Origin of the sequence: Jiella flava, from assembly GCF_017349315.1 — a bacterium.
GTDB classification, from domain to species: Bacteria; Pseudomonadota; Alphaproteobacteria; order Rhizobiales; family Rhizobiaceae; genus Jiella; species Jiella flava.
On sequence record NZ_JAFMPP010000005.1, the window covers coordinates 80,350 to 104,732 of the forward strand.

The following is a 24,383-nucleotide window of genomic DNA, read 5'->3' on the forward strand; positions in this document are numbered from 1 at the left end:
CAGCGATCGCGACGATCGCGGGCGCTCGTGTGATCGGTCGGACCGCTCCTTGAGCCGATCTCGGGTCAGCGCAAGACGCCGCGCGCGGCAAGATTGCGCATCAGCGCCCGGGTGCCGAAGGTCCAGGGCGCCGCATGGTCGGCGCGCGTTACGGTGTTGACGAGGCGGCCGAGTTTCGGCGTCGCGATTTCGACAACGTCGCCGATTTTGTGGGTGAAGCCGCTGCCCGGCGCGTCGCGATCCTGCACCGGCGCGAACATCGTGCCGAGAAACAGCATGAAGCCGTCGGGATATTGGTGACAGGCATTCATCGCGTGGCTGACGAGATCGGCCGGCGCGCGGCTGATCTCGGCCATGTTGGAATGGCCGGACAGGGTGAAGCCATCCGTGCCGATCACCGTCATCGTCAAGGTCGCCTGCTCGAGATCGGCCAGGTGGAAATTTTCGTCGAACAGCCGGATGAACGGGCCGATGGCGCAGGAGGCGTTGTTATCCTTGGCCTTGCCGAGGAGCAGCGCCGAGCGTCCCTCGACGTCGCGCAGATTGACGTCGTTGCCGAGCGTTGCGCCGCGGATCGTGCCGGTGCTGTCGACGGCGAGGACGATCTCCGGCTCGGGATTGTTCCAGGCCGAGATCGGGTTAACGCCGACTTCGGCGCCATAGCCGACTGCGGACATCGGCTGCGACTTGGTGAACACCTCGGCGTCCGGGCCGATCCCGACCTCCAGATATTGCGACCACAGACCCTCGCGCTGCAGGATCGCGCGCACGTCCTCAGCCTGCTGCGATCCGGCGCGGATCTTGGCAAGATTGCCGCCGATCAGGCTGCCGATGCGGGTGCGGATGGCCTCGGCGCGGGCCGGATCACCGCCGGTCCGCTCGTCGATGACGCGCTCGATCATGCTCTGCGCGAAGGTCACGCCGCAGGCCTTCAGCGCCTGCAGGTCGCAAGGGGCCAGCAGGCAGGCGGCATCGGCGCCGCTGCGCATTTCCTTGGCGTCGCTGCGGACGAATTCGGTGAGCGCGCCGAGCGTTTCGCCGTCAAGGCTGGCAAAGCGACCGACGGGATCGTCGTCGAGGAAGTCCGACATGGTTGATACGCTGGCGGTGACGTCGATCAGGAAGCCGTCACGGACGATCACAACGGATGGACCGGCAAGGTTCGGGCGCCAGACGCGGCCGACGAGCTTGGCCGTTGCGAAATCCTCGGGAAGCATGGAAATCCTCGAATTTGATGGACGATCATCAGGCTGCGTTGAGCCGTCGCTCCCAGCAACAGGAATTTTGGCATGAGGGCAAGGCACATGCCTCGCCGGGCAGCGGACGGCTGCGCTCGTGACGACCGCCGGAGCGAGGCGTTTGGTCATGACGGTCCCAACTCGGGGCATCGCGATGGTCGATGGCAGGGTGCCGTTGCCCTTTGCTGGCGACTCGGCCAAGATTTTTCACAAAGGTCTTCGGTTGCCGCCGGCAAAGGTCTGTAAGGCGGGTGTGGTTGTCGACGGGGCGTGGACGCTGCGTGTGGCCGACACGCGTACGATACTCACCCATGACCGCAACCTTTAAGCGATGATTGGCGCCAAATCTGACCGCCGCGTGTTCGTCCTGATCGCCGACGTCTTAAGTCAGCGTGAGAAGGCCGTAGCCGGCCATTCGCGCTCCGGCCTAAAAATTGTCGATCTGATCAATGCGATGATATTCATTCCCATCGTACTAATTTTGAAATATATTTATTTCAATTTCAAATAGAGATCATTTCAGTGTCTTTTGAGTCATAATTTTAGAGTTATGTTATAAATCAGCGTAAAATATCAAATTTTATCGTTGTCATTGTCATCTCATAAAGGGCATTCGTGTTGATAGGCGCCCACGCCACGCTGCGGATTTGTGATTCCGCATAAGTAATCTTCATCATGAAACGAGTTTGGAATGTCTCGCTTTGCGTGCTTCATTGTTGACGTGGTCATGATCTTCATCGTTTCATTGTTGGCGGTGGCGGTCCGGGGAGCATCGTTGAGTGCCCTTGTCGAGACGTATCATCACCTCGTTTTTGGCGGCCTGGCCGCGCTGAGCGCCTTGCTGGTCTGGCCCCTGTGCGGTTTGCCGCGGCGGCCATGGCGGTATTTCGGTGTCTCGGACGCCATGCGTCTGGTCGGTGCGGCCACGATGGTCGTTCTGTTGACGCTGTTTGCGACCTTCACCATCGATCGATCCGTCGCCTTGGCGCGCTCGGTCCCGATTTTGCAGTGGTCGATGTGCCTGGCCTTCTTGGTTCTGGCCCGCCTCATCGCCCGCTACGTGCTGGCGCGTTTGCCGACCCGCTGGGGGGGCGAATTTGGCGAGCGGGAATATGTCCTCCTCGTCGGCTTCAATCACCGCGCGGAGATTTTTTTGCGCTGCGTCGAGACGCTCTATGCGCGGCGTCTGTCCGTGGTTGGCATCCTGGAAGAGGACTCGGCGATGCGCGGCTGTGTCCTGCGTGGAAAGCCCGTCATGGGGCGGCCGTCGAACCTGCGCGCCACAGTTTTGCGGTTGCGCAATCAAGGGGTGGAGATCAGCCGGGTCGTCGTTACGGTCCCGCACGCCGACCTCTCGACCCGGTTCGAAGCCGACTGCGCCGAATTGGGTGAGGAGACCGGCCTCCGTCTCGAGCATTTCGATGGTCTCTTGGGGATCGACCATTCGCAACGGCCACGGTCACCGACTCATCCCGCAGCGGATTTGCATGTTGGCGGCGGTCTTCGCAGCGGCTTGCAGATTTTGGGCACGGCCAGGGGGCGATATCTCGCGGCCAAGCGGGCGATCGACATCACCGTCGCCTTTGGGGCGATCATGCTGCTCGCACCGCTCTATCTGCTGGTCGCGTCGCTGACGGCGATCGACCTCGGCATGCCTGTCACTTTCTGGCAGGAGCGTCCGGGGCGCCGGCGCCGACCGTTCCGGGTCTACAAATTCCGCACCATGCGCGATGCCTATGATCTTGATGGCAACGAGGTGCCCGAAGCGCTGCGGGTGACCCGAATTGGCAGGATGCTGCGCCGCATGCGGCTCGACGAATTGCCTCAGCTCTTCAACATTCTCGTCGGGCATATGTCCTTCGTCGGGCCCCGTCCGCTGCTTCCCGAAGATCAGCCGGACACGTCCGAAACCCGGTTGTCGATACGCCCCGGTCTGACCGGTTGGGCGCAGATCCACGGCGGGCGGTCCATCTCGGCGGGCGAAAAGGGCGTCCTCGACTGCTGGTATGTCCACCATGCCAGCCTTTGGCTCGACGTGAAGATCATCTTGTTGACGCTGCCCTTCCTGATCGGGGGGGACCGCAGTGTGACGCGCGACGCAGACGGGGTAACCGGCCGAGCCGCCGGGTCTTTGCAGAGCCTTTCCGACGCTGCGGTCGGTCCCTGAGGGCGGGGCATGAATGTTGCGATCGGCTTTTCGACCAACACATTGAATTCAAGACGTTAATCATTTTTACGCGCCCATCGTGGGCGCGATAAAGGCCGCAAGATGTCGAATGATCGGCTTGGTCACGCAAGGGACGACCAAGCAAATGGAGATAGGCTTATGTTGACGGACCCGGATATCGACACGGCCCGAATCCGTCCCTCGTCCTATGCGGTTCATTGTCGTGCCGGGCGCGAAAGCCGTGCGGTGGCAAATCTTGAGCGGCAGGCGTTCGATGTCTTTCTGCCGCTGTTGCGATCACGTCAGATCCGCAATGGCCGTGCCAGTGATGTCCTGCGCCCGCTGTTTCCGAGCTACATCTTCGTTTCCTTCGATCCTGCGGCGACCGCTTGGCGCCGGATCAATGGCACGTTTGGCGTCAAGCGCCTGGTGACCCTCGGAGACGCGCCGCAGCCAGTCGATCCGGCCTTCATGACGATGCTCCGACACGCCTGTGACGATCAGGGTGTCTTCTCGTTTCGGAATGCCAGCGGTTTTCGGCAGGGCGAGCGTGTGATGCTCGCGTCCGGGCCGCTGGCTGAAATGGTCGGGACGATCGAGGCCATGAGCGGGACGAATCGCGCGCTTCTGCTTCTGAGTATCCTCGGACGTTCGACGCGCGTTTCGGTGACTCTCGATGATTTGCGAAAAATTGCCTGAATCTGTTTTGGAAAACGGTAACCAAGACGTCGTGAGTGGCCTGGATACCATTGAGTTTGCAAGATCCAGTCGCTAAGGCAAGCTTGCGATTTGCGGTGATGAGTCGCGTCGCTTGGGCCGCGCACTGAAGGCGCCGGCTGAACTGAAACCATTGATCTATAAGTCGATACTTTTGGTCCCCTGTGTGACCGGGAGTGCGGTAGCTGTGGCTGGCTGTCCTGCGGTCAGGTCGCTTGGCCGGGCGGGGCCGACGAGGGGAAAATCAAAAACGTTGGCTCTTCTGGATGGAAGAGCAGTGTGTCGCACGCCTGTGGCCGACTCGAGGCCGGGGATGCGCGCGCGAGCGAGCACGTCTCGGCGGTCGAGCGCCGTGAGCACGTGATTTGCCCGCAAGCAGAGGATTGCAACCAGTATGAAACGTGTTCTTGTGTGTGGAGCCGGCGGCTTCATCGGTCACCATCTCGTCCAGCGTTTGAAAGCCGAGGGAGCCTGGGTTCGCGGAGCCGATCTCAAGTATCCGGGCTATAGCGCGAGCGGGGCAGACGAGTTCGTCCTCGGCGACTTGCGGAACCAGACATTCGTCGGCGAACTCTTCGATCAGCCGTTTGACGAGATCTATCAGTTGGCGGCGGACATGGGGGGCGCGGGCTACATCTTCACCGGCGAGCACGATGCCGATGTCATGCGCAACTCGGCACTGATCAATCTCAATGTCCTCGATACGGCGTCGCAAACCGGCTGCCGTCGGATCTTTTATTCGTCTTCGGCCTGCATCTATCCCGAATACAATCAGCTCGACCCGGATAATCCCAACTGCGCGGAAGACAGTGCTTATCCGGCGGCGCCCGATAGCGAATATGGCTGGGAAAAGCTGTTCAGTGAGCGGCTCTATCTCTCCTATGCTCGAAATTACGGGATGCAGGTGCGTATTGCGCGCTTTCATAATATTTTCGGCCCGCAGGGCAGCTGGAACGACGGCAAGGAAAAAGCGCCGGCTGCGCTCTGCCGCAAGGTCGCCGAGGCCGAAGACGGCGCCGCGATCGAGATCTGGGGAGACGGCCAGCAGACCCGTTCCTTCCTCTATATCGACGACTGTCTGGAGGCGGTGCTGCGCTTGATGCGGTCCGACTGGACCGGACCGGTCAATATCGGCTCCGAGGAAATGGTCAGCATCAACCTGTTGGCCGACATGATCGCGGCGATCGCAGGTAAAGCGCTCGGCAAGCGCCATGTTCCGGGTGCCGCGGGTGTGCGTGGCCGCAATTCCGACAACCGCCTCATCCGCGAGAAGCTGGACTGGGAGCCGACCTTGCCGCTGCACGCCGGCTTGGCAAAGACCTATGCGTGGGTCAGCCAGCAAGTGTCGGCCGCACAGTTTGGGATCGCCGCAGAATGAGGGGCCTCGCAACCGCGAGTTTGCCGACCGCGACGATCCTTGGCAGCCGGGTTCATGGCCCGACGCTTGATGAGGCGAGCCGGATCGTTGCGCAGTGGATCGCACGCCGCGACGGCCGCTGCCGTCACCTTGCGGTGACCGGATTTCATGGTCTTTGGGTGGGACACCGCGAGCCTGATTTTCAGGAGATCCTCAACGCGGCCGACCTGTTTTGCCCGGATGGCATCGCACCGATCCTGCTGTCACGCCTGTCGGGCAGGCCGCTGCCGCAGCGTGTCCCGGGACCTGACATCATGCAGAAGATGCTCGAAATCGCCCAAGCCACAGGCTACCGAAGCTATTTCTACGGCGACACCGAGACGACCTTGGCGGCACTGCGCGAGCGGCTCCGGACGAATTTCCCGGGCGCTCCGGTCGCGGGCTGTATCTCACCGCCCTTCCGCCCTTTGAGTGCGGCGGAGGAAGCAGCCCACATCGACGCGATCAACGCCTCAGGCGCCGACATTTTGTGGGTCGGTCTCGGTTGCCCGAAACAGGAGCGCTGGATTGCCCGCAATCGGGCACGACTGACGGTGCCGGTCGCCATCGGCGTCGGAGCTGCCTTTCGCTTCCACGCCGGCTTGGCCAGGCGCGCGCCGCGTTGGTTGGGTGAGGCCGGCTTCGAGTGGTTGTGGCGACTGGCGATGGAGCCGAAAAAGGTGGCGCGGCGAGATTTTTCCGACGGTCCGCGATTCCTCGTGGCGGCACTGAGCGAGGCGGTTCGCCTTCGCTATGGCGACAAGGACGCGGCGCGGTGAGAACCGGTCGGCATACGCTCTACAATCTTGGCGGGGCGGGAGCCTCGCTGGCGATCATGCTAGTGACAGTGCCGCTCTATATGCGCGCCGTCGGCGAGGCGCGTTACGGCATTCTCGCGATCGTCTGGCTGTTGCTTGGATATTTCAGCGTCTTCGATCTCGGCCTCGGTCGCGCCTGCGCCCAGGCGATTGCCGCGAGCGACCCGGATCGGGCAGACCACCGAAACGACATTGTCTGGAGCGCGCTGCTTGCCAATGCCGGGTTCGGGGGGATTGGTGGCGGCGCGCTGTTTCTGGCGGCGGGCTTGGTTCTGCCGAATGTGATGGCGCGGAACGGCGCGCTTCTCGGCGAGGTGATGGTTGTGCTGCCGTGGCTGGCGGCGGCGGTTCCGATTGCGACGACCACGGCGGTCTTCAACGGCGTCCTGCTCGGGCGGGGCCGGTTTCTGGAAATGAATCTCCTGGTCGTCGCCGGATCGGCACTGTTCCAGATCCTGCCGGTGGTCGTCGCAGGCCGCGTTGGGCCGCAACTCGAATATGTGATTCCAGCTGCCATCGTCGCTCGGATCCTTGGCGTGATCCCGATAGTGATCGTCAGTGCGCGGGTGTTGCCGATTGGCCGGCCGCGTCGAGCCTGTCTGGCGGAACTCCCGCGTCTGCTGCGCTTCGGCCTTTGGGTGTCCGGGGCCAGTCTCGTCGCGCCGCTTCTCGCAAGCGCGGACCGGATGATCATCGGGTTGCTGGCGGGACCGTCGGCGGTCAGCCATTACGTCGTTCCGCTCAGTATTGCCGATCGGCTGAACGTCCTGCCCCGGAGCCTCGCGCAGAGCCTGTTTCCGGAACTTGCAGCGGATCGTGACGATGCGCAGACGAAACGGCGTGTCCGGAATATCGTCCTCGGTCTCAGCGCGCTGCTCGCCCCGGCGAGTTGTGCCGCAATCGCCCTGTTGCCGGCCTTCTTGGCGCTTTGGATCGGTCCGGCCTTTGCCGCGCAATCGTCCTTGACCGGGCAAATCCTGTTTGTCGGCGTTTGGCTCAACGTGGCGGCGATCGTGCCGCACACCATGTTGCATGCAATTGGTCGGCCGGACTTGCCGCTGAAATTCTACCTGATCGAGATCGGTCCCTATCTGCTGCTGCTCTGGCTCGGCTTGAGCTTCGGCGGGATCGCCGGAGCGGCAGGGGCCTGGAGCCTTCGCACCGGCGCGGACATGGTCTTGATGATCGTCGGAACCGGACTGGGATGGTCGACCGTGTGGCGATTGCTGCCCCATTTCGGTTTGTTGTCGCTGGCGCTTTTGGCCGGGCAGTTCGCACCCGATCCGGCTCTCAGAGCGATCGTCCAAACCGGGATCGTCGCCGTCTCGCTCGCCTTGGCTTGGCACCGGTTCCCTCTCGACTTCTGGCGGGGTCGGCTCGGCTGGCGCGTCAAGCGCACCCAATCGCCGGATGGTCAGATCGGAGAGATCGCATGATCGGAACGCTCGCGGTAACGCAGAAATACGGCGCGCTGCGCCGGATCGCTCAGCAATCGGGGACGCGCGGTGTCGTCGGCGCCTGTATGTTGCGCGCCTATCGCCTGATGCGGGGCATGCTGCCGTGCGGCACGCGCGTGCGTTATGCCGGCATCGTCATCGGTCTCGATCGCAAGGTGACAGACCGGATGTTCCCCAGGTTCTTGGCAAGTCTCGCCGACATCCCCGATTACGAAGAGGCGCTCGTTGCCGGCTTGCGGCGGACGTTGCGTTCATCCGACCGGGTGGTGGTGGTGGGCGGTGGATGGGGCGTGACGGCCACTGTTGCCGCTCAGCATGTCGGGCGGTGGGGCTCGGTCCGCTGTTTCGAGGGCAGCGCCGAGGGCGTGCGCCGGGTTCGCAAAACCTGTCGGCTGAACGACGTTAGCTGTCAGGTGCGCATCGAACACGCGGTCGTCGGTGAAGCGCATCAGGTCTATGGCACCATGCCGACTGGCGCCGCGCTGGCGGGGCGCGACCTGCCGGATTGCGATTTGCTCGAACTGGATTGCGAGGGCGCAGAATTGGCGATCTTGCGGGATCTGCAGATTCGGCCGCGGACGATCCTGGTCGAGACCCATGGCGTTCATGGCGCGGCGTCTCAGGAGGTCGCGCGGGTTCTTTCGAAGCTCGGCTATCACGTTCGCGACTGCGGCTATGCCGAACCGCGGCTGCGCGAGATCTGCATGCCGCGGGATATCCGCGTTTTGCAGGCGACGCGGATTTGACGCGCATGCGCCGCACGGATCCGATCATCTTGCGCGTGGCCTTGACCCGCTGCCGGCTTCGCCATGGTCGCCTGCCAGCGCAGGCCGCCGTTGCGTTCGCCGATCATCGGTTGTCGTGACCGGAATGCGGATCTCCGTGGCACTGGCCACTTATAACGGCGCGCGGTATTTGGAGCCTCAGCTCGAGAGCCTTGCAGGCCAAACCCATTTGCCGGCCGAGCTGGTCGTCGGCGACGACGGCTCCAGCGATGCGACGATCGAGATTCTGGAGCGCTTTGCGCGCGTTGCACCCTTTCCGGTGCGCATCAGCCAAAACCCTACCAATCGGGGCCACGGTCAGAACTTTCTGGAGACGGCGAGCCGCTGCCGGGGCGATTGGATCGCATTTTGTGATCAGGACGACATCTGGTCCACGGAAAAGCTCAAGCGCTTCCAACATGCCTCGATCCGCCGTCCGCAGCTCGATTGGATGGTCTGCCGCAACCGCTATGTCGATGACCGGCTTCGCACGATGCGCCGTGCAACACTCGCGCTGAGCGAGCGCGGCAATTGGATGCCGTTGACCTCGCCGGTTCGCATTCATGACGGCCATCGAATGATCTTCCGGCGCTGGTTCGTCGATTTGCCGTGGCAGCGCCGTCCGGTTTCGACCGATGGCCGCCTGATCACCCATGATCGCTGGCTGAGCGTGATCGGCTATTTGTTCGGCCACCGGCATTTCCTGCGCGATCGGTTGACGCTTTACCGTCAGCATCAAGGCTCGGTGACGATGCAGGCGAAAGCCGCTGAGCGGAGCGTGGCTGTCGGCCATCGCTTGGACGCGCGGCGCGATTTCTTCGCTGAGCGCGACCGATTTTGGAGTGCCATGGAACATTGGTGCCTGTCATTGCCGATGGATAGCTGCGCCAAGGACGAGGCAAGCGCCGCAACGGCGGCGCGGCAGTGCCGGCAGATCGCCCAGTTCTATCGCGACCGCGCGCGCGTCTGCGATCGCACGCTCGATCGCCAACGCCGCGTCTCCGCCTACGGCGTGTTGGTTCAGCGCTCAGGAACTTACGCCGCCGTCTTCGGCCAGCCCCCGCTTATTCGCGATCTCTTTGCACTCATGGGGACACCATGACCCGAAAACGGCGATGCCTCATCACCCATCCCGATCTTGGTTCGGGCGGTTCGGAAGCACGGGCGATGACATTGATCGAAACGCTGCAGAGCCGATTCGACGTCGCTCTTGCCACCTGCCGTCCCTTCGAGTGCGATCGCCTCAACGATGCCTATCATTGCGCGGTCGATCCGGCGGGGGTCGAGGTCAGGATCGTGCCGATGCCGGCGCTGCTCAGACGCAGTGCCGGGGGCGATGCCCTCAAGGGGGCGTTTCTCACCCGGTTTGTCCGCCAGATCGCGCCGGAATTCGACGTTCTGATCAGTGCCTATAACTTTGTCGATTTCGGTCGCCCTGCGATCCAGTTCGTGGCCGATTTCTCCTTCGATGATGACATGCGACGCGCGCTCGATCCGGCCGCGGTGGGCATGCGGGGTCTGTTGCGCAATTCGCCGCTGAGCCGGGGCGCCTATCTGGCGCTCTGTCGGCGGATCGCCGGCGGGCAAGTCAGCGTCGTGCGGCGCGACGCGGACGTCGTCATCGCCAATTCGCAATGGACGGCACGGCTTTTGAAAGCGCGATACGCGATGGACTGCGATGTCATCTATCCGCCGGTTCATGCCGAGCCGATCAAGACGCTTGCGCGCAGCTCGGACTTCGTCATGCTCGGCCGGATTACGCCGGACAAGCGCGTCCTCGAAGCGATCGACATCCTCCATCGCGTGCGCGAGCGGGGACACCGCTTTGCATTCCACATCGTCGGCAAGATCGGTGACGATTCCTACGGCCGCAGAGTCCGGCGCCACGCGGCTCACCATGCGACCTGGGTGCGGCTGCACGGCGGGCTCTATGGCAACGCGAAATACGCGTTTTTGAGCCGCCATTCCTTCGCCATTCATGCGCATCGCCGCGAGGCTTTCGGCATCGCCGTTGCCGAGATGGTCAAAATGGGCATCGTGCCGATCGTTCCGGCCGCAAGCGCACCGGCAGAGATCGTCGGCGATGAGCGCCTGGCCTTCACCAATGCCGACCACGCGGTGGATGTGATCGATCGCCTTTTGCGCCAGCCGCGAACGGTGGGCGAGATCCGCCGTCAGCTCGCTGCCCGGGGAGCTTTGTTCTCCAAGAGCACGCTGGACACGGCGGCCCTTGAGCTTGTCGATCGCATGCTGTCGCCTTCGGCTTTTGCCCATTCGGAGGTGGCGGCGTGAAGCTCGCGGTCGTGATTCCGACCCGCAATCGGCCGAATGAGCTGCTGCGGTTGTTGGAGAACCTGTCGCTGCAGACGCGGCGTCCCGACCGGGTCATTATCATTGACGGCTCGGACGAAGCCGAGCGCGGTGCGATCGAGACCGGGGCGAGGGCGGCCTGGTTCACTGTTGACCTGCAGCGTCACTGGCCGCCTTCGGCCGCGGCGCAGCGCAATCGCGGCCTATCCCTGGTCCCGGCAGATTTCGATCTCGTGGCGTTGATCGATGACGACGTCACGCTGGATCCGCAGGCTTTGGCAATCGTCTGTCGATGGGCGCAAACGCTCAGTTCGGAGATCATCGGCTTGGGGCTCAATCCCGAGGACGAAGCCGCGGCCGCGGCTCCAGGGCGGTGGAAATCCTCCCGCTTGGCCCGGTGGCTGGGGCTCTATTCCGATCGCGTCGCCGTCGTTACGCCGTCGGGGTGGCACACCAGGGTGCGGCGTGTCGACGAACTGACCACGGTCGATTGGCTGAGCACCTGCGCGGTGGCCTGGCGCGTTGCGGCAATCCGCGAGCTTCGCTTCGACGAGTTCTTCCAGACCTACAGCTATCTCGAAGATCTGGAATTCAGCCTGCAGGCGGCTCGGCGCGGCCGGTTCGTCATGTTGCCCGACGCCGATTATCTGCATCTACCGGCACCGGGCGGGCGAAATTCGCGCCTCTGGTTCGGCCAGATCGAGATCCGCAATCGGCTGTACATCGTCCACAAGCATGGGCTGTCGCTTTCCCGCTTCTGGCTTGGCGTGGGGATCCGCGCGGCACTGACCCTGGTTTCGATGATCCACGACGCTGGCGAGGCAGCGCGCCTGTGGGGCAATCTTCAGGAAATTGCCGCGATTCTTTGGGGCAAGACCCCCGGCTTGCCTCAGGAGAGCCGGGGGCACCTGGCCGAGAGCCTCCGCGTCCTTGGCGATCGCCGCCATGACGGCCGGGGCCATCGGCGGACGCGATCCATCGAAAGGAATAAGTGATGGCGCGCGTGCTCGTGGCCGCCTATGCCTGCAATCCGTTGCGGGGATCGGAGGAGGCCGTCGGCTGGAATTTCGTCCGTTCGATCGCCGCCGATCACGAGACGACGGTGATCACCGCCGCCTTCCATCGCCCCGACATCGAGGCGGTCTGTGGCCGCTGCCCCAATCCGCGCTTCGTCTTCGTTGAGCATCAGCCCTGGCATTATGCGCCGACGACGCTGTGGAAGCGGATCGAGGGCTCGATCGCCAAGCCGATCATGAACTTGGCCTACGCCGCTTGGCAGCGGGACGCGTTTCATTTGGCCCGGACGCTTGCGCAGCGCGAGCGGTTCGATCTCGTTCATCAACTGACCTATGTCGGCTTTCGTTTTCCCGGTCATCTTTGGCGGCTCGGGCTCCCCTTCGTTTGGGGGCCGATTGGCGGCTTGGAGAACACCCCGTGGCGGCTCTTGCCGGCAATGGGCGTCGGCGGCGCGATCTACCATGCCGGCCGCAATCTGGTGAATTCGGCGCAGCGGCGCTGGTTGTCCTCGCCGCGCCGAGCGGCGGCCGTGGCCGGTCCTGGCCTGATCGCGGCGACCGGCGGCATCGCGCGGGAACTCAAGCAGCTCTATGGCGTCGACAGCACGATTGTCAGCGAGGTCGTCGCGCCGCTCGCCCTCAGCCCCGAGCAGCCCCGGCGGCGGAATGGCAACGAAGCTTTGAGGCTGGTCTGGAGTGGCCAGCATCTGCCTGGCAAGGCGCTCAATCTTCTCCTCGAAGCCCTGGCGCGGCTTTACAGCTCCCGGCGTTTCGAGCTGCATGTCCTCGGCGACGGCCCGCGCAACGCCGCCTGGCGGCGACGGGCCGCGGAGCTTTCGCTGGCCGATCGCTGCATCTGGCATGGCATGGTGCCGCGGGCCAGGGCGCTGGACATCATGCGCGAAGCCCATGTCCTGGTGATCACCAGCCTCAAGGATCTGACCTCGACGGTGCTGCTCGAAGGGCTGGCGCTTGGCCTGCCGGTGGTGTGCCCGGACCATTGCGGCTTCGTGGAGGTGGTGACGCCCAACTGCGGGATCAAAGTGCCGACGGACACGCCGGCAAATTTGATCCGCGGTCTTGCCGCAGCGCTGCGTGATCTCGAATCGGATGAAGGGCTGCGCCGCAGGCTCGCAGACGGAGCCCTCGAACGCGCCCGCGCGTTTGGTCCAGAGGGCAACCGCCGCCGGCTCACATCGGTCTACGACGCCGTTCTGAATGGGCGTGAATGCGCGTGAATTTGCGTGATCCGGCCTTGGCAGCGGCCGTAAATTTCGGGCGTCCCTTGGCAATGTCGCCGCTGCGCCGCGGTGGGGCCGCTCGGTGGCTGACGATGCCGTTTGCGCTCTGGATCGCGCTTTGGCTTTCGATCAATAGCGGTCCGTGGAGTCTTGCGGGGTTTGGTGACGGCCTCAACCCCAGCGTGAATGCCGTGCGGGCGTTGTTTCCGATCGCCGCGCTCGCGCTTGCCAGCGTGATCGTGCTCGGCGCCCGCCGGCGTTGGGTGCCGCGGGGGCTGGCCGAATGGGGCTTCTGGTTCTACGGTTTGGTCATTCTGCTGGTCTGCACGGGATCTGCGGCCTGGTTCGAGCGGGCCTATTGGGCCTTGGCGTTTCTCGCCACGCTCGCCGTCGTCGAGATCGGACTGCGACAGCCGGATCCTCTCGGCTTTGCGGTGCGCTTGAACCTGTTGTCCTGGGTGATGACGATCCTGGTGCTCGTCACGCTGCTGTTTCTTGCGCGCAACGTGCTTTTTAATTCCGATGGGTCGGCCTACGGCACCGTGGTGCGCTTCGAGCAGGCCTATGGCTATGTGATCTCCCGCGCGACAGGGCTGGCGCGGATGGCGGCGGTGCCCGCGATCATCGGGTTCGTGCTGGTGGTCTCGTTTCGCGCTTGGACGCGAGTGCTCGGCGCGGTGATGCTTTCGGCCGCGCTCTATGTCCTGTGGATCATGCAGGCCCGGGGCGCGCTCGTCGCAGCGGCCGGTGCCGTGACCTTCGTCTTCCTGTTTGGTCCGCGCAAGGGGCAAAAATTCGTCGCCGCGCTCGTCGCGTTGGTTGCATTCGCGGGCTTTTTGATCCTGCGCGGCGAGAGTTTCGGCGAGTTTTGGATGCATGTCACCCGCAACCAGGGAGCGGAAGGTTTCGCGTCCATGAGCGGTCGCACCCTTCTCTTCGTCAATGGTTTCGACCATTGGATGCATGCTCCGGTCTTTGGCTATGGTCCCCAGGCCGATCGCTCGTTTCTCGATGTCATCAACGCCCAGAATGCGTTGCTCTATGCGTTGCTCTGCGGTGGGCTGGTGGGCGCTGGTGGTTTCGTCGCCGCGATGGTGGTGGCGTGGGTAGCAATGCTGCGCGTCAATGTCGGATATCAGCGGATTGCGCCTCGCGATCGGCCGATGCTGATGATCACCAGCGGGATCCTGGTGTTCTCAACCTTCCGCAGCATCGTTGAAAATCAGGCTGCCGTCTTCAGCATCGACCTTTTACTGCAATATCCGGCGATGATCTATCTGGTGCTGCTCCACGCCGCCAGTCGCTGCCCGCGCCCGGTTATCCCGCCGGCGAGAGGGCATCATTCGTCTGCGTATCGAGATTCGGCGCTCCCCAAAACCGGTATCGCGAACGATGCCCTTGCCAGAAAGCGTGCCGGCGTGACCTTGCTGCCGATGCGAAATCTCTGACGTAAATCTATTTGAGCGCCCGCATTGCCGTGTTGCGATGATGGCGAATCAAGTATGTCTCCATCAATTTAAGGCCACTTTTGATGTTGAATGATTATCGATTGCCTACGACAAACAATTATGAGCCCTATCTCGCCGAAGAAAGCTTCAATCTCGATGATGTTTTCGCCATTATTCGCCGGCAGTTTTGGTTGGTGGGACTGTTTACGCTTCTCGGTGCCTTTGCTGGGGCCGGATATCTGGCAATTGCAACGCCGTTCTACACCGCCTCGGCGCAAGTTTTGATCGACGGGAAGGAAGCGCAAAGCACCCGCGAGGAAATGGCGCTCGCCGATGTTGCCTTCGACGACACGATGGTGAACAGCGAGTTGGAGGTTCTCCAGTCGCGCAAGCTGGCCGAGACGGTTCTCGATCAGCTCGATTTGCTTGACGACCCGCGTTTCAACGATGCCCCAGCTGGGTTGGCGGCGTGGATCAAGAGCGCTGTCATGGCCCTTGTCGGAGAGGTCGAAGCGCGCGCGGGGCTTCAGGTGAGCGCTTTAGCCGTGGCCGAGCCGAACAGCCGTGGCATCCGGATCCGGCGCACTGCAGTCGAGCGGCTGCTGCGAAATCTGACGGTGACGCGGGTCAGCCAGACACATGTCATCAACATCGCCTATCGATCGCCGAATGCGCACCTGTCCGCTGACATCGCCAATGCCTATGCGAAGGTCTACATTGAGGATCGGTTGGAATCCGACGCCCGGGCAATGCAGCGGGTTGGCCATTGGCTTCAGCGGCGGATTGCGGACGCCGAAAACTCTGTCAGCAGGGCCGAAGCCGCCATCCAGACGTTTCGTCAGGCGCATGATCGAATGTCATCCAATGGCGAGCTCCTGTCCGACCAGCAGCTGACCACTGTGAATGGGCAGCTCGTCGCGGCGCAGGCGGATGCCAACCAAGCCGCTGCCCATTACCTGCGGATCAAGGACATCATCGACAAGAAGGAAATGGATGCCGCCGTATCGGAAACTCTGGACAGCCCGGTCATTTCGGACTTGCGCAATCGTTATCTCGAAGCGGCCAAGCAGTATCAAGACATCGTCACGCGGCTCGGCCCGAAGCATATGCGGGCGGTTCAGCTGGAAACTGACATGCAGCAATATCGAGAGTTGATCTTCGACGAGCTGAAGCGCATCGCCGAGGTTTCTCGCAGCGATCTGGCCGTAGCTCAAAGTCGGGTGGTGCAATTGCAAGCCGAGATGCAAAAGCTGGCGGGTGCGACGGCTGCGGCGACTGACACCCAAATGCGACTGCGTGAATTGGAGCGAAACGCCACCAATCTGCGCAGCATGCGCGACACTCTAATCGCGCATTATGACGAAATGAGCGCGCGTGACTCCTTTCCGATCCCCACAGCCCGGGTGCTGACCGAAGCGGTCCCAGGGAGCGAGAGCTCACCGAAGGCAGCGATGGTGCTCTCTCTGGGCTTGTTTCTCGGCGCCCTTTCCGGTGGTGGCCTTGGGGCGCTTACCGAATATCGCGACCGGGTGTTCCGAACCGGCGATCAGGTTCGAGACGAACTCAGCGTAAACTTTCTCGGTATGCTGCATCTCTTGCGGCCGGCCGATGTTATGGGACAGATGAAGGATAAGAGCGTGGTCGCGGTGCCGCCGGGCGAAGAGGGGCTGCCGATTGTTCATGCTCATGATCCGATGCTGCGGCAAAGCTTCGAGGCACCCTTCACCGGTTTTGCCGAGACCTTGCGCGCGACAAAGATCGCCTGCGATCTTGCCGTCGGCGGCAAGGCGCCGAAGGTGATCGGCGTTGCCTCGATGCTGCCAAACGAGGGTAAGACGACGGTGTCGAAGAATCTCGCCTCTCTGATTGCAAGGGGGGGCACCCGCGTTCTGTTGATCGATGCCGATCTGCGCAATCCCGGGCTGACGGCCGGCGCTCTGAGCGGTGTGCACCAAGGGCTCATCGAGGTGTTACTGGAGCAATTGAACTGGCGGGACCTTCTGTGCCGCGAGGCCGAGACCGGTTTGCATATCCTGCCGACGCTGCGGTCGCGGGCCATCCACAACACCGGTGATCTGCTGGCGTCGCCCGCTATGCAGCAGGTCGTCGCTGACGCTGTGAAAGAATACGACTACGTCTTGCTTGATCTTCCTCCGCTTGGTGCCGTGGTTGACGCACGAGCCGCCGCCCATCTCTTCGACACGTTGGTTTTTGTCGCCGAGTGGGGCAAGACCGATCGCAAGCTGATGCGCGATGCGTTCGACGCTGATCCTCGCTTGCCAGAGATGTGCGCCGGCGTTCTATTCAACAAGGTCGATGCCAAGCAGCTGCGGCGCTACAAAGGGCAATATTATTCAAATTACTATTATGAGTATAATCAGTGAGTTGTTCGGGCGCTTCCGCGCTGCTGGCGGCGCTGCCTTGATCGGTTGGCAAGGGGTGCACGCAGGTCGCGCCTCGGGCGCATGGATTTTTACCCGTTTGGCTTGATATAAGACTCCGTTTGAAGACGACCGAACAGGAGTCGAGACAAATGGACGTCATCGAAGACATGCCGCTTTTGCGGCAGAAGGCGCTGATCGGCGGCGAATGGGTGAGCGCGGACAACGGCGAAACGGTCGCCGTCAGCAACCCGGCGAACGGCGCTTCTCTCGGCACCGTTCCGGCCATGGGGGCGGCGGAAACCAAGCGCGCCATCGCTGCCGCCGAAGAGGCTTTTCGCAGCTGGAGCAAGCGCACCCATGCCGAGCGGGCGTCGCTGCTGATGGCGTGGTTCGATCTGATGGTGAAGCACGAGGATGAACTCGCCACCATCCTGACCCTGGAGCAGGGCAAGCCTTTTGCCGAGGCCGTCGGCGAAATCCGCTACGGCGCCTCCTTCGTCAAATGGTTCGGCGAGGAAGCCCGCCGCATCAATGGCGGGATCATCCCGTCGCCGACGCCGGATCGCCGGATCGTCGTCCTCAAGCAACCGGTTGGTGTCTGCGGCATCATCACCCCGTGGAATTTCCCCAATGCGATGATTACCCGCAAGGTGGCGCCGGGCCTCGCCGCTGGTTGCACCATGGTGATCAAGCCTTCGGAGATGACCCCCTATTCGGCGCTCGCGCTGGGCTTGCTCGCCGAGAAGGCCGGCATCCCGGCCGGTGTCATCAATATCGTCACCGGCATGCCGACCGGCATCGGCAGCGCGATCACGGCCAGCGAGACCGTGCGCAAGCTGAGCTTCACCGGCTCGACCAAGGTCGGATCGCTGCTGATGGCGCAGTGCGCTCCGACCGTTAAGCGCCTCAGCCTGGAGCTTGGGGGCAACGCGCCCTTCATCGTCTTCGACGATGCCGATCTCGACAAGGCGGTCGAAGGCGCGCTGATCTCGAAATTCCGCAACGGCGGCCAGACCTGCGTCTGCGCCAATCGGATCCTCGTCCAGTCCGGCATCCACGACGCCTTCGTCGCCAAGCTGTCGGCCAGGGTTATGGCGATGCAGGTCGGCCCGGGGATGGCCGAGGGGACGGTCATCGGTCCGATGATAAACCGTGCGGCGGTGGAGAAGATCAATCGCCATGTCGACGATGCGCTGTCTAACGGCGCCAAAGTCGCCCATGAGCCGGTGAAGCTGCCGGACGGGCCGCAATATGCGGCGCCGATGGTCCTGACCGGTGCTACGACCGACATGCAGCTGGCTTCGGAAGAAACCTTCGGTCCGGTGGCGCCGATCTTCCGCTTCGAAAAAGAAGAGGAAGCCATCGCGATCGCCAATGGCACGCCGTTCGGTCTAGCTTCCTATTTCTATACGCAGGATCTCGCCCGCAGCTGGCGGGTCGGCGAGGCGCTGGAATTCGGCATGGTCGGTCTGAACACCGGCCTGATCGCTACCGAAGTCGCGCCGTTCGGCGGCGTGAAGCTCTCGGGGCTTGGCCGCGAGGGCGCCGAAATCGGCATTGAGGAATATTTGGAGACCAAGGCGTTCCACATCGCCGGCCTGAACTGAGCCGGCCTGAACTGACCGCATGCCGATCCAACGCATCGGCCCGAACATCGGAATCGGTTTCCGGGGTGGCGCGTTGTTTCCATGAGTGAGAGCGTGCCAAGGCCGGCGCCCATCTTGGGGGCGTCGGCCTTTTGTGTTTGGGCGCAGCCGCCTTGCGCGATCGGCACGTGCGGCGGAACTCGTTGCAGGGGCGGCGGCACGCCGCGACGAGAATGAAAACCCGCAGCGCCGTTTCAAATGGCGCTTCCGGCGATCAGCCGGCGGCCGCACCGCGCTCCGTGAGCCAGCGCCTGAACGCCGCCGACAGATCGGTCTGGATCGCCCCGACGCCGCAATCGATCAGTGTGCCCCAGACGTCATCTGGGCTTTGTGCCGCACGGCTGTCGCAAAAGTCGACGTTGTAGGACACGTCGAGCGTGTTGACCCACAGCCGAATGTCCTGGCGTTCCAGTTCGGCGCGGGCGGTCTGCAAATCCGCGAGCCGCTCGAACTTGACCTCGACCATGCTCGCCCCGAGCGGCTCGATGCGGCGCAGATCTTCGGCGAATTGGCCCGGCCGGGCGTTCATCAACGGCATATGGTTGACTTTGCCGATGAGCTCCAGCCGTTCGGCGAGGTGATATTTTTCGTCCGGATTGACCTCGGTCTTCATGATCACGTCTTCGGTCATGCCGAGATCGACGACGAGATCGGCAACGGCGACGAGATCGCGGCCATATTTCGTGTCGATATTGACGGTGATCCGACCGCGCGCCGCTTCCAGGGCTTCGGCAAGAAGCGGGATGGTTTCGTTGCTGGGGGTGGCATCCGGACCGCCGGCCCCCGTCAAAAGCGCTTTATTCTGGATAGCGGCATAGGGGAGTTTCGCCACGATGCCGTTGCCGGTCGTCGTCCGATCGATGGCGTCGTCATGCATGACGACGAGGACGTCGTCGGCGGTTGACTGGGCGTCGATCTCGACAATGTCAACCCCCAGGGCGATCGCGGCCTCGATCGCGGCGAGCGAATTTTCCGGTGCGCGGGTCCAGACGCCGCGATGCGCGACAGTGAGAACGTTCGGATTTCTGCGGGAGATGAGGGCGTCGAGACGGCCGCCGGCGTTCTTGGGAGGCAGCATGGGGATGGTCTTTCATTGCGGATTGTGCTCGGCGCGTCATCCTGTTCTTTTGCGGGAGAGATCGATGACGCGCAGCTTCGGTGGACAGGCGGTGAAGGCTCGGACGGGATCTCGGTTTGTCTCGTCAGCGAGGCCGGGTTGGCAATGTCAGGTGGGGGGAAATGCGATGCGCTGGCCGCTCGGATCGAACAATGCCAGTGATTCGGTGTTGATGTCGAAGCGGATGGCATCGCCCGGATTCCATCCGGCTTTCGCCTCCGGTGCCACCGCCGAGATCCGCCCATGTTCGGTCTCAAGATGATAGACAACCTCGCGGCCAAGCCGTTCGATGCCACTGACGGCTCCCGTGTGAGAGCCCGAGCCCAGCCGCAAGGCAGTCGGTTGAACGCCGAGGGTGATACTGCCGTTCGGGCAGGGCGCTTCCAAGAGAGACGCCTCGCCAAGGCAGACCACGCCATTTGACACATTCGCCTCCAGAAGGTTCATTGGCGGCGATCCGATGAATTTGGCGACGAAGGTCGTCTGCGGGTTGTGGTAGATCTCTTCGGGTGTCCCGGACTGTTCGATCCGGCCCTGATTCATCACCACGATCCGGTCCGCAAGGGTCATCGCCTCCACCTGGTCGTGGGTGACGAAGACCGAAGTCGCGCCGATCGCCCGATGTAGGCGGCTGATCTCCAGCCGCATGTCGGTGCGCAATTGGGCGTCAAGATTGCTCAGCGGTTCGTCGAATAAGAGCACGCGCGGTTTGCGCACGATCGCCCGGCCGATCGCCACCCGTTGGCGCTGGCCACCGGAAAGTTCGGCCGGCTTGCGGGCAAGCAGATCGGCAAGGCCAAGCGAAGCGGCGGTTTCGCGCACCATGGTTTCGCGTTCGGGGCGCGGCACCCCCTTCAGCTTCAACCCGTAACCGATGTTCTGCAGCACCGTCATATGCGGGTAGAGCGCATAGTTCTGGAACACCATCGCCACGCCGCGATCTTTCGGCGGCAGCTTTTCGACCGGGGTGCCGCCGATCGATACCGATCCGGAGCCGAGAGACTCCAGGCCGGCAATCATGCGCAGCAGCGTGGACTTCCCGCAGCCTGACGGGCCGAGTACGACGGTGAACGCGCCAGCGGCGAAGTCGAGCGAGAGGTCACGGATCACCTCGCTCGAACCGTAACTTTTTGAGACGCCTTTGAGCGAGATCGCGCTCGCGGCGGCGTGTTCGTGCGTCGACATCAATGACATTCCTTCTGACCGCTTCGACGAAGGGCGATTATTTTTCGCCGATGACCAGGCCGCGGACGATCAGACGTTGCAGCAAGGCGATGACGATCAAGGGAGGGATGATGACCAAAAGGGCGGCGGCCATCATGTACTGATATTCCGGGCTCTGGCCCGAGTTGAAGGCCGTCTGGAATTCGGTGAGGCCGACGACGGCCGGCTCCATCCGCGGATCTGTCGCGATCATCAGCGGCCAGATCAGCTGGTTCCACGCACTTTCGAACATGATCACCGTCAGCGCGCCGAGCGGCGCCTTGGAGAGCGGCAAAAGGATGTCGATCAAAAACCGGACCGGGCCGGCGCCATCCATCCGCGCCGCCTGGCTGAGTTCGCGCGGGATGCTTTGGAAGAACTGGCGGAACAGGAACGTTCCGGTTGCCGTGGCGATCAGCGGCAGCGCCATCCCGACATAGGTGTTGAGGAGATTGACCTCGAGGCTGAGCCGCATGCCGGTCAGCATCTCGATGAGGTCATTGACGCCGGTGATATCGATCAGGTCCTGGAATGGCGTGAAGACGTTCGAGGCGACGGCATAGGTCGAAACGATGCGCACCTCGATCGGCATCATCATCGTGGCCAGGATCATGCCGAAGATCACCGTTTTGCCCTTGAGGTCGAAATAGACGATGGCGAAGGCGCTGAGCACCGAGACGATCGCCTTGCCGCTGGTGACCAACACCGCGATGATCATGCTGTTGATGACCTGCTGAGGGATGTCGGTCTGGAACAGTACGTGGTGAAGATTGGCGAACAGCGCGGTCCCAGGACGCAGCGGCATGCCTTGGACAACCGTCGCAAAGGTCGACGTCGCCGTGGTGACGACCAGATAGAAAGGGCCGAGGGCGAAGAGAATGCCGATCGCGAGAACAATTGTCGCTGCTCGGTCGATCGAACGGGTGGTCTCGATCATGGCCGTCACCGTGCGTAGTTGACGCGCCGCTCGAGCAGGGCAAACTGCGCGACGACGATGAAAATGAACAGAAGCATCAAGATCAGCGACTGCGTCGAACTGCCGGAGAGGTCGTAGCCGCGGAAGCCGTCGACGAAGATCTTATAGACGAGCTGGTTGGTGGAATTGCCGGGGCCGCCATGGGTCATCGATTCGATCAGCTTGAAGGCCTGGTTGAAGCTTTCGTTGAACTCGATGACGATGCACAGGAAGATTTGCGGCGTGAGCAGCGGAAGCTGCAGGTCGAGGAGTCGGCGCCAGGGGCCGGCGCCGTCGACGGCTGCGGCTTGGTGGTAGCTCTCCGGGATGGCTTGCAGGCCGGCCAGCAGGATCGCGAAGTCGATCGGTATCCGGCCCCACATATAGGCGATGTTCAGCAGAATATTCGCGTCGAAGCCGTCGAGCACCGGATTCCACAGACCCGGTGACAGGGTGTTCAGCCAGGAGAAGACGCCGGTGGCCGGATTGAACAGATAGCTCAACACCACGCCCGCCGAGGCACCGGCCAGCGCCTGGGGCCAGAACAGCACATTGCGGGCAAAGCCGGACAGTCGCAGCTTGCGATCAGCCGCGACCGCCAGGACAAAGGAGAACAGGACCGTCGCGGCCGATGCAGTCAGCATGAAGACCAGCGAGCGGCCCGCAGCGGCGTAGAACTCGGTATCCTGGAACAGCCGCTGGAAATTGGCGAGGCCGACGAATTCCGCACTTCCACCAAATGGACGCTCCAGGAAGAAACTCCATTTGAGACCGATCACCACCGGCCAATAGAAGAACAGGAAGATGAGAAGGAGCTGGGGCAGCGATAAAAGGATCGGCCACCATCGCCCTTGAAACTGTCCGTCGCGCGCCATGTCTGAAGCCCTTTCGTCGTCTCGCTTACGAGAGGATCGGACGCGGCAGCGCCGCGTCCGATCCGGTCTCGGCGATGGTTCAGGGCATCTTGGCGCCGGCATAGGTGGCGGCGAAGCGCTTCAACATTTCGTCGCCACGGGCCGCAGCCGCGTCGAGGGCCTGCTGCGGGGTGCTTTCGCCGGAGAAGACCTTGGTGATCTCTGCGCGGAAGACTTCACGGAACTGAACGAAGAAGCCGAGGCGGATGCCGCGGGTGTCGGCGTTACCCGGAAAGTTCAGCGACTCGACGCCGAGTTCCGCGGCCTTCTTGCGCTCCGGATAATTGGCGAGGCCGCCATTTTCCATGAGCTTCACGCCGGATTTCGTCACCGGCAGATAGCCGGTATTGATCACCATCTGCATCTGCTGCTCGGGCGAACGCAGGAACGCCAGGAAGGCCGCGACGGCCTTGTAGGTCTTGGCATCGAAGCCTTTCATCGCGTAGAGCGCGGCGCCGCCGACGAAGGTGTTATAGCGCTTGGTGCCGGCGAAGATCGGCAGGAGGTGAACCGAGAAGGCTGCCTTGCCCTTGAGGGCGAGAGCCGTGTCGGTGTAGCCGCCGGTCGAGTTCAGGATCATCGCGCATTCTTGCGAGTTGAATGCGTTCCGGTAGTCGCCGGCCTTGGTCTCGCGGCTGAGGGTGAACATACCCTGCTTGTGCCAGTCGGCGAGGTCGGTGATCAACTGGACTTCGAGGCCCTTGTTGAAGACGTATTTCGCGTCGAGGCCGTCATAGCCATTGTGCTCGCTGGCGATCGGAATGCCCTCGGCGGCGGAGAACTCCTCCATCACCCGCCACGGGTGGAGGTCACTGGTCAGCGCGCAGGCGACGCCGCTGGCCTTCAGCTTTTTGGCCGCCTCGCCGACTTCTTCCCACGTCTCAGGCGCTTTGGTGATGCCGGCCTTCTTCAGCATGTCGTCGTTGGTATAGAAAACCAGCGTCGAGGAATTGTAGGGCTGGCCGTAAAGCTCGCCGGACCGGGTGGCGTAATAGGATTTGGCGCCGCTGATATAGTCGTTCCAATCGACCTTCTGGCCCGCATCGGCGGCGATCTTGGTCACCGGAATTACGGCATTCGACAACAAAAGATCGAGGGTGCCGCCGTCGAAGAACTGAACCAGCGCTGGCTGGCGATTGGCACGATAGGCTGCGATCGCCTTCTGGAACAGGCTCTCATAGCTGTCCTGGTAGACGCAGTTGACGTGATATTGGCTTTGCGAGGCGTTGAAGTCATTGCACTGCGCCTCGACGGCGCGCTGGCCGGCGGCGTACCAGAAGTCAAAGTTGGTGGCAGCTTGGGCGGGTGCGCCGAGCGCCAAGGTGCCGGCGAATGCGGCGGCGGCAGCAAACATCGTTCTCATCGGGAGGTTCTCCAGTCAGGGACCGATCGGCTCGGCCATCGCCGCGTTAATACAGACTAGGTGTAGTTTTTGTGACGACGCGGCAATTCGCCGTCGTGCGGAGACCTGATATCGGCTTGATATCAACGGTTTCATGATGAATTTCGAAGATTTTTTGCTATTTCTCGACAACGCCGCATGTTGAACTGCATGCCAATTGATTATAACGCGATAGTTGTGGAAAATGGCT

Annotated in this window: 19 protein-coding genes; 13 read left to right on the forward strand and 6 right to left on the reverse strand. The window is 62.5% G+C overall.

Features of this window, described 5'->3' with window-relative positions:
* Positions 1-65: 65 nt before the first annotated feature.
* Complete coding sequence (locus J1C48_RS07660) at positions 66-1,217, reverse strand: fumarylacetoacetate hydrolase family protein (RefSeq protein ID WP_207257238.1); 1,152 nt, start codon at positions 1,215-1,217, stop codon at positions 66-68.
* Positions 1,218-2,013: 796 nt separating this feature from the next.
* Here J1C48_RS07660 and J1C48_RS07665 point away from each other — a divergent pair.
* The 13 genes from J1C48_RS07665 (at position 2,014) to J1C48_RS07725 (ending at position 18,563) form a co-directional block, all read left to right on the forward strand.
* Entirely contained in the window at positions 2,014-3,405 is a 1,392-nt protein-coding gene (locus J1C48_RS07665; RefSeq protein ID WP_207257239.1) for a sugar transferase, read from the forward strand.
* A 102-nt stretch (positions 3,406-3,507) separates the two neighbouring features.
* Positions 3,508-4,104, forward strand: coding sequence for a transcription termination/antitermination protein NusG (gene nusG / locus J1C48_RS07670; protein ID WP_207257240.1), 597 nt, complete (start codon positions 3,508-3,510; stop codon positions 4,102-4,104).
* Positions 4,105-4,516: 412 nt separating this feature from the next.
* Positions 4,517-5,500 carry an NAD-dependent epimerase/dehydratase family protein gene (locus tag J1C48_RS07675; protein WP_207257241.1) on the forward strand — a complete coding sequence of 328 codons (984 nt, stop codon included), beginning with the start codon at positions 4,517-4,519 and terminating at the stop codon, positions 5,498-5,500.
* Positions 5,497-6,297, forward strand: a complete 801-nt coding sequence (locus J1C48_RS07680; RefSeq protein ID WP_207257242.1) for a WecB/TagA/CpsF family glycosyltransferase — start codon at positions 5,497-5,499, stop codon at positions 6,295-6,297. Before J1C48_RS07675 ends, J1C48_RS07680 begins: the two co-directional genes overlap by 4 nt.
* Positions 6,294-7,772, forward strand: a complete 1,479-nt coding sequence (locus J1C48_RS07685; protein ID WP_207257243.1) for an oligosaccharide flippase family protein — start codon at positions 6,294-6,296, stop codon at positions 7,770-7,772. Before J1C48_RS07680 ends, J1C48_RS07685 begins: the two co-directional genes overlap by 4 nt.
* Positions 7,769-8,539 carry an FkbM family methyltransferase gene (locus J1C48_RS07690; RefSeq protein ID WP_207257244.1) on the forward strand — a complete coding sequence of 257 codons (771 nt, stop codon included), beginning with the start codon at positions 7,769-7,771 and terminating at the stop codon, positions 8,537-8,539. Before J1C48_RS07685 ends, J1C48_RS07690 begins: the two co-directional genes overlap by 4 nt.
* Positions 8,469-9,659, forward strand: a complete 1,191-nt coding sequence (locus J1C48_RS07695) for a glycosyltransferase (protein WP_207257245.1) — start codon at positions 8,469-8,471, stop codon at positions 9,657-9,659. Before J1C48_RS07690 ends, J1C48_RS07695 begins: the two co-directional genes overlap by 71 nt.
* Entirely contained in the window at positions 9,656-10,849 is a 1,194-nt protein-coding gene (locus J1C48_RS07700) for a glycosyltransferase family 4 protein (protein WP_207257246.1), read from the forward strand. Before J1C48_RS07695 ends, J1C48_RS07700 begins: the two co-directional genes overlap by 4 nt.
* Positions 10,846-11,862: a glycosyltransferase gene (locus J1C48_RS07705; RefSeq protein ID WP_207257247.1), complete on the forward strand. Its 1,017-nt coding sequence runs from the start codon at positions 10,846-10,848 to the stop codon at positions 11,860-11,862. The genes J1C48_RS07700 and J1C48_RS07705 overlap by 4 nt, the downstream gene beginning before the upstream one ends.
* A complete protein-coding gene (locus J1C48_RS07710) occupies positions 11,862-13,121 on the forward strand; it encodes a glycosyltransferase family 4 protein (protein WP_207257248.1) in 1,260 nt (419 codons plus the stop codon). The genes J1C48_RS07705 and J1C48_RS07710 overlap by 1 nt, the downstream gene beginning before the upstream one ends.
* A 464-nt stretch (positions 13,122-13,585) precedes the next feature.
* On the forward strand, positions 13,586-14,572 hold the full coding sequence (locus tag J1C48_RS07715; RefSeq protein WP_207257249.1) for an O-antigen ligase family protein: 987 nt from the start codon (positions 13,586-13,588) through the stop codon (positions 14,570-14,572).
* 101 nt (positions 14,573-14,673) lie between these two features.
* Entirely contained in the window at positions 14,674-16,956 is a 2,283-nt protein-coding gene (locus J1C48_RS07720; protein WP_207257250.1) for a Wzz/FepE/Etk N-terminal domain-containing protein, read from the forward strand.
* A 149-nt stretch (positions 16,957-17,105) separates the two neighbouring features.
* The gene (locus tag J1C48_RS07725; protein ID WP_207257251.1) at positions 17,106-18,563 is read left to right on the forward strand and encodes an NAD-dependent succinate-semialdehyde dehydrogenase; all 1,458 of its coding nucleotides are present in this window, start codon (positions 17,106-17,108) and stop codon (positions 18,561-18,563) included.
* A 253-nt stretch (positions 18,564-18,816) separates the two neighbouring features.
* On the opposite strand, the gene J1C48_RS07730 is transcribed toward J1C48_RS07725, so the two are convergent.
* The 5 genes from J1C48_RS07730 to J1C48_RS07750 all read right to left on the reverse strand — a co-directional run bounded on the left by J1C48_RS07730 (position 18,817) and on the right by J1C48_RS07750 (position 24,154).
* Complete coding sequence (locus J1C48_RS07730; RefSeq protein ID WP_207257252.1) at positions 18,817-19,680, reverse strand: glycerophosphodiester phosphodiesterase family protein; 864 nt, start codon at positions 19,678-19,680, stop codon at positions 18,817-18,819.
* A gap of 147 nt (positions 19,681-19,827) precedes the next feature.
* Entirely contained in the window at positions 19,828-20,904 is a 1,077-nt protein-coding gene (locus tag J1C48_RS07735; RefSeq protein ID WP_231081722.1) for an ABC transporter ATP-binding protein, read from the reverse strand.
* Between the two features lie 37 nt (positions 20,905-20,941).
* Complete coding sequence (locus J1C48_RS07740) at positions 20,942-21,859, reverse strand: ABC transporter permease subunit (protein WP_207257254.1); 918 nt, start codon at positions 21,857-21,859, stop codon at positions 20,942-20,944.
* 5 nt (positions 21,860-21,864) lie between these two features.
* Positions 21,865-22,752: a carbohydrate ABC transporter permease gene (locus tag J1C48_RS07745; protein ID WP_207257255.1), complete on the reverse strand. Its 888-nt coding sequence runs from the start codon at positions 22,750-22,752 to the stop codon at positions 21,865-21,867.
* 79 nt (positions 22,753-22,831) lie between these two features.
* Entirely contained in the window at positions 22,832-24,154 is a 1,323-nt protein-coding gene (locus J1C48_RS07750; RefSeq protein WP_231081723.1) for an extracellular solute-binding protein, read from the reverse strand.
* Between the last annotated feature and the right edge of the window lie 229 nt (positions 24,155-24,383).

What these genes read in the sequence shown, in the direction of transcription:
- J1C48_RS07660 (WP_207257238.1), bottom strand. Translation starts at nt 1,217, where the DNA reads ATGCTTCCCGAGGATTTCGCAACGGCCAAGCTCGTCGGCCGCGTCTGG.
- nusG (WP_207257240.1), top strand. Translation starts at nt 3,508, where the DNA reads ATGTCGAATGATCGGCTTGGTCACGCAAGGGACGACCAAGCAAATGGA.
- J1C48_RS07675 (WP_207257241.1), top strand. Translation starts at nt 4,517, where the DNA reads ATGAAACGTGTTCTTGTGTGTGGAGCCGGCGGCTTCATCGGTCACCAT.
- J1C48_RS07680 (WP_207257242.1), top strand. Translation starts at nt 5,497, where the DNA reads ATGAGGGGCCTCGCAACCGCGAGTTTGCCGACCGCGACGATCCTTGGC.
- J1C48_RS07690 (WP_207257244.1), top strand. Translation starts at nt 7,769, where the DNA reads ATGATCGGAACGCTCGCGGTAACGCAGAAATACGGCGCGCTGCGCCGG.
- J1C48_RS07695 (WP_207257245.1), top strand. Translation starts at nt 8,469, where the DNA reads ATGCCGAACCGCGGCTGCGCGAGATCTGCATGCCGCGGGATATCCGCG.
- J1C48_RS07700 (WP_207257246.1), top strand. Translation starts at nt 9,656, where the DNA reads ATGACCCGAAAACGGCGATGCCTCATCACCCATCCCGATCTTGGTTCG.
- J1C48_RS07710 (WP_207257248.1), top strand. Translation starts at nt 11,862, where the DNA reads ATGGCGCGCGTGCTCGTGGCCGCCTATGCCTGCAATCCGTTGCGGGGA.
- J1C48_RS07715 (WP_207257249.1), top strand. Translation starts at nt 13,586, where the DNA reads ATGACGATCCTGGTGCTCGTCACGCTGCTGTTTCTTGCGCGCAACGTG.
- J1C48_RS07725 (WP_207257251.1), top strand. Translation starts at nt 17,106, where the DNA reads ATGGACGTCATCGAAGACATGCCGCTTTTGCGGCAGAAGGCGCTGATC.
- J1C48_RS07730 (WP_207257252.1), bottom strand. Translation starts at nt 19,680, where the DNA reads ATGCTGCCTCCCAAGAACGCCGGCGGCCGTCTCGACGCCCTCATCTCC.
- J1C48_RS07735 (WP_231081722.1), bottom strand. Translation starts at nt 20,904, where the DNA reads ATGTCGACGCACGAACACGCCGCCGCGAGCGCGATCTCGCTCAAAGGC.
- J1C48_RS07740 (WP_207257254.1), bottom strand. Translation starts at nt 21,859, where the DNA reads ATGATCGAGACCACCCGTTCGATCGACCGAGCAGCGACAATTGTTCTC.
- J1C48_RS07745 (WP_207257255.1), bottom strand. Translation starts at nt 22,752, where the DNA reads ATGGCGCGCGACGGACAGTTTCAAGGGCGATGGTGGCCGATCCTTTTA.
- J1C48_RS07750 (WP_231081723.1), bottom strand. Translation starts at nt 24,154, where the DNA reads ATGAGAACGATGTTTGCTGCCGCCGCCGCATTCGCCGGCACCTTGGCG.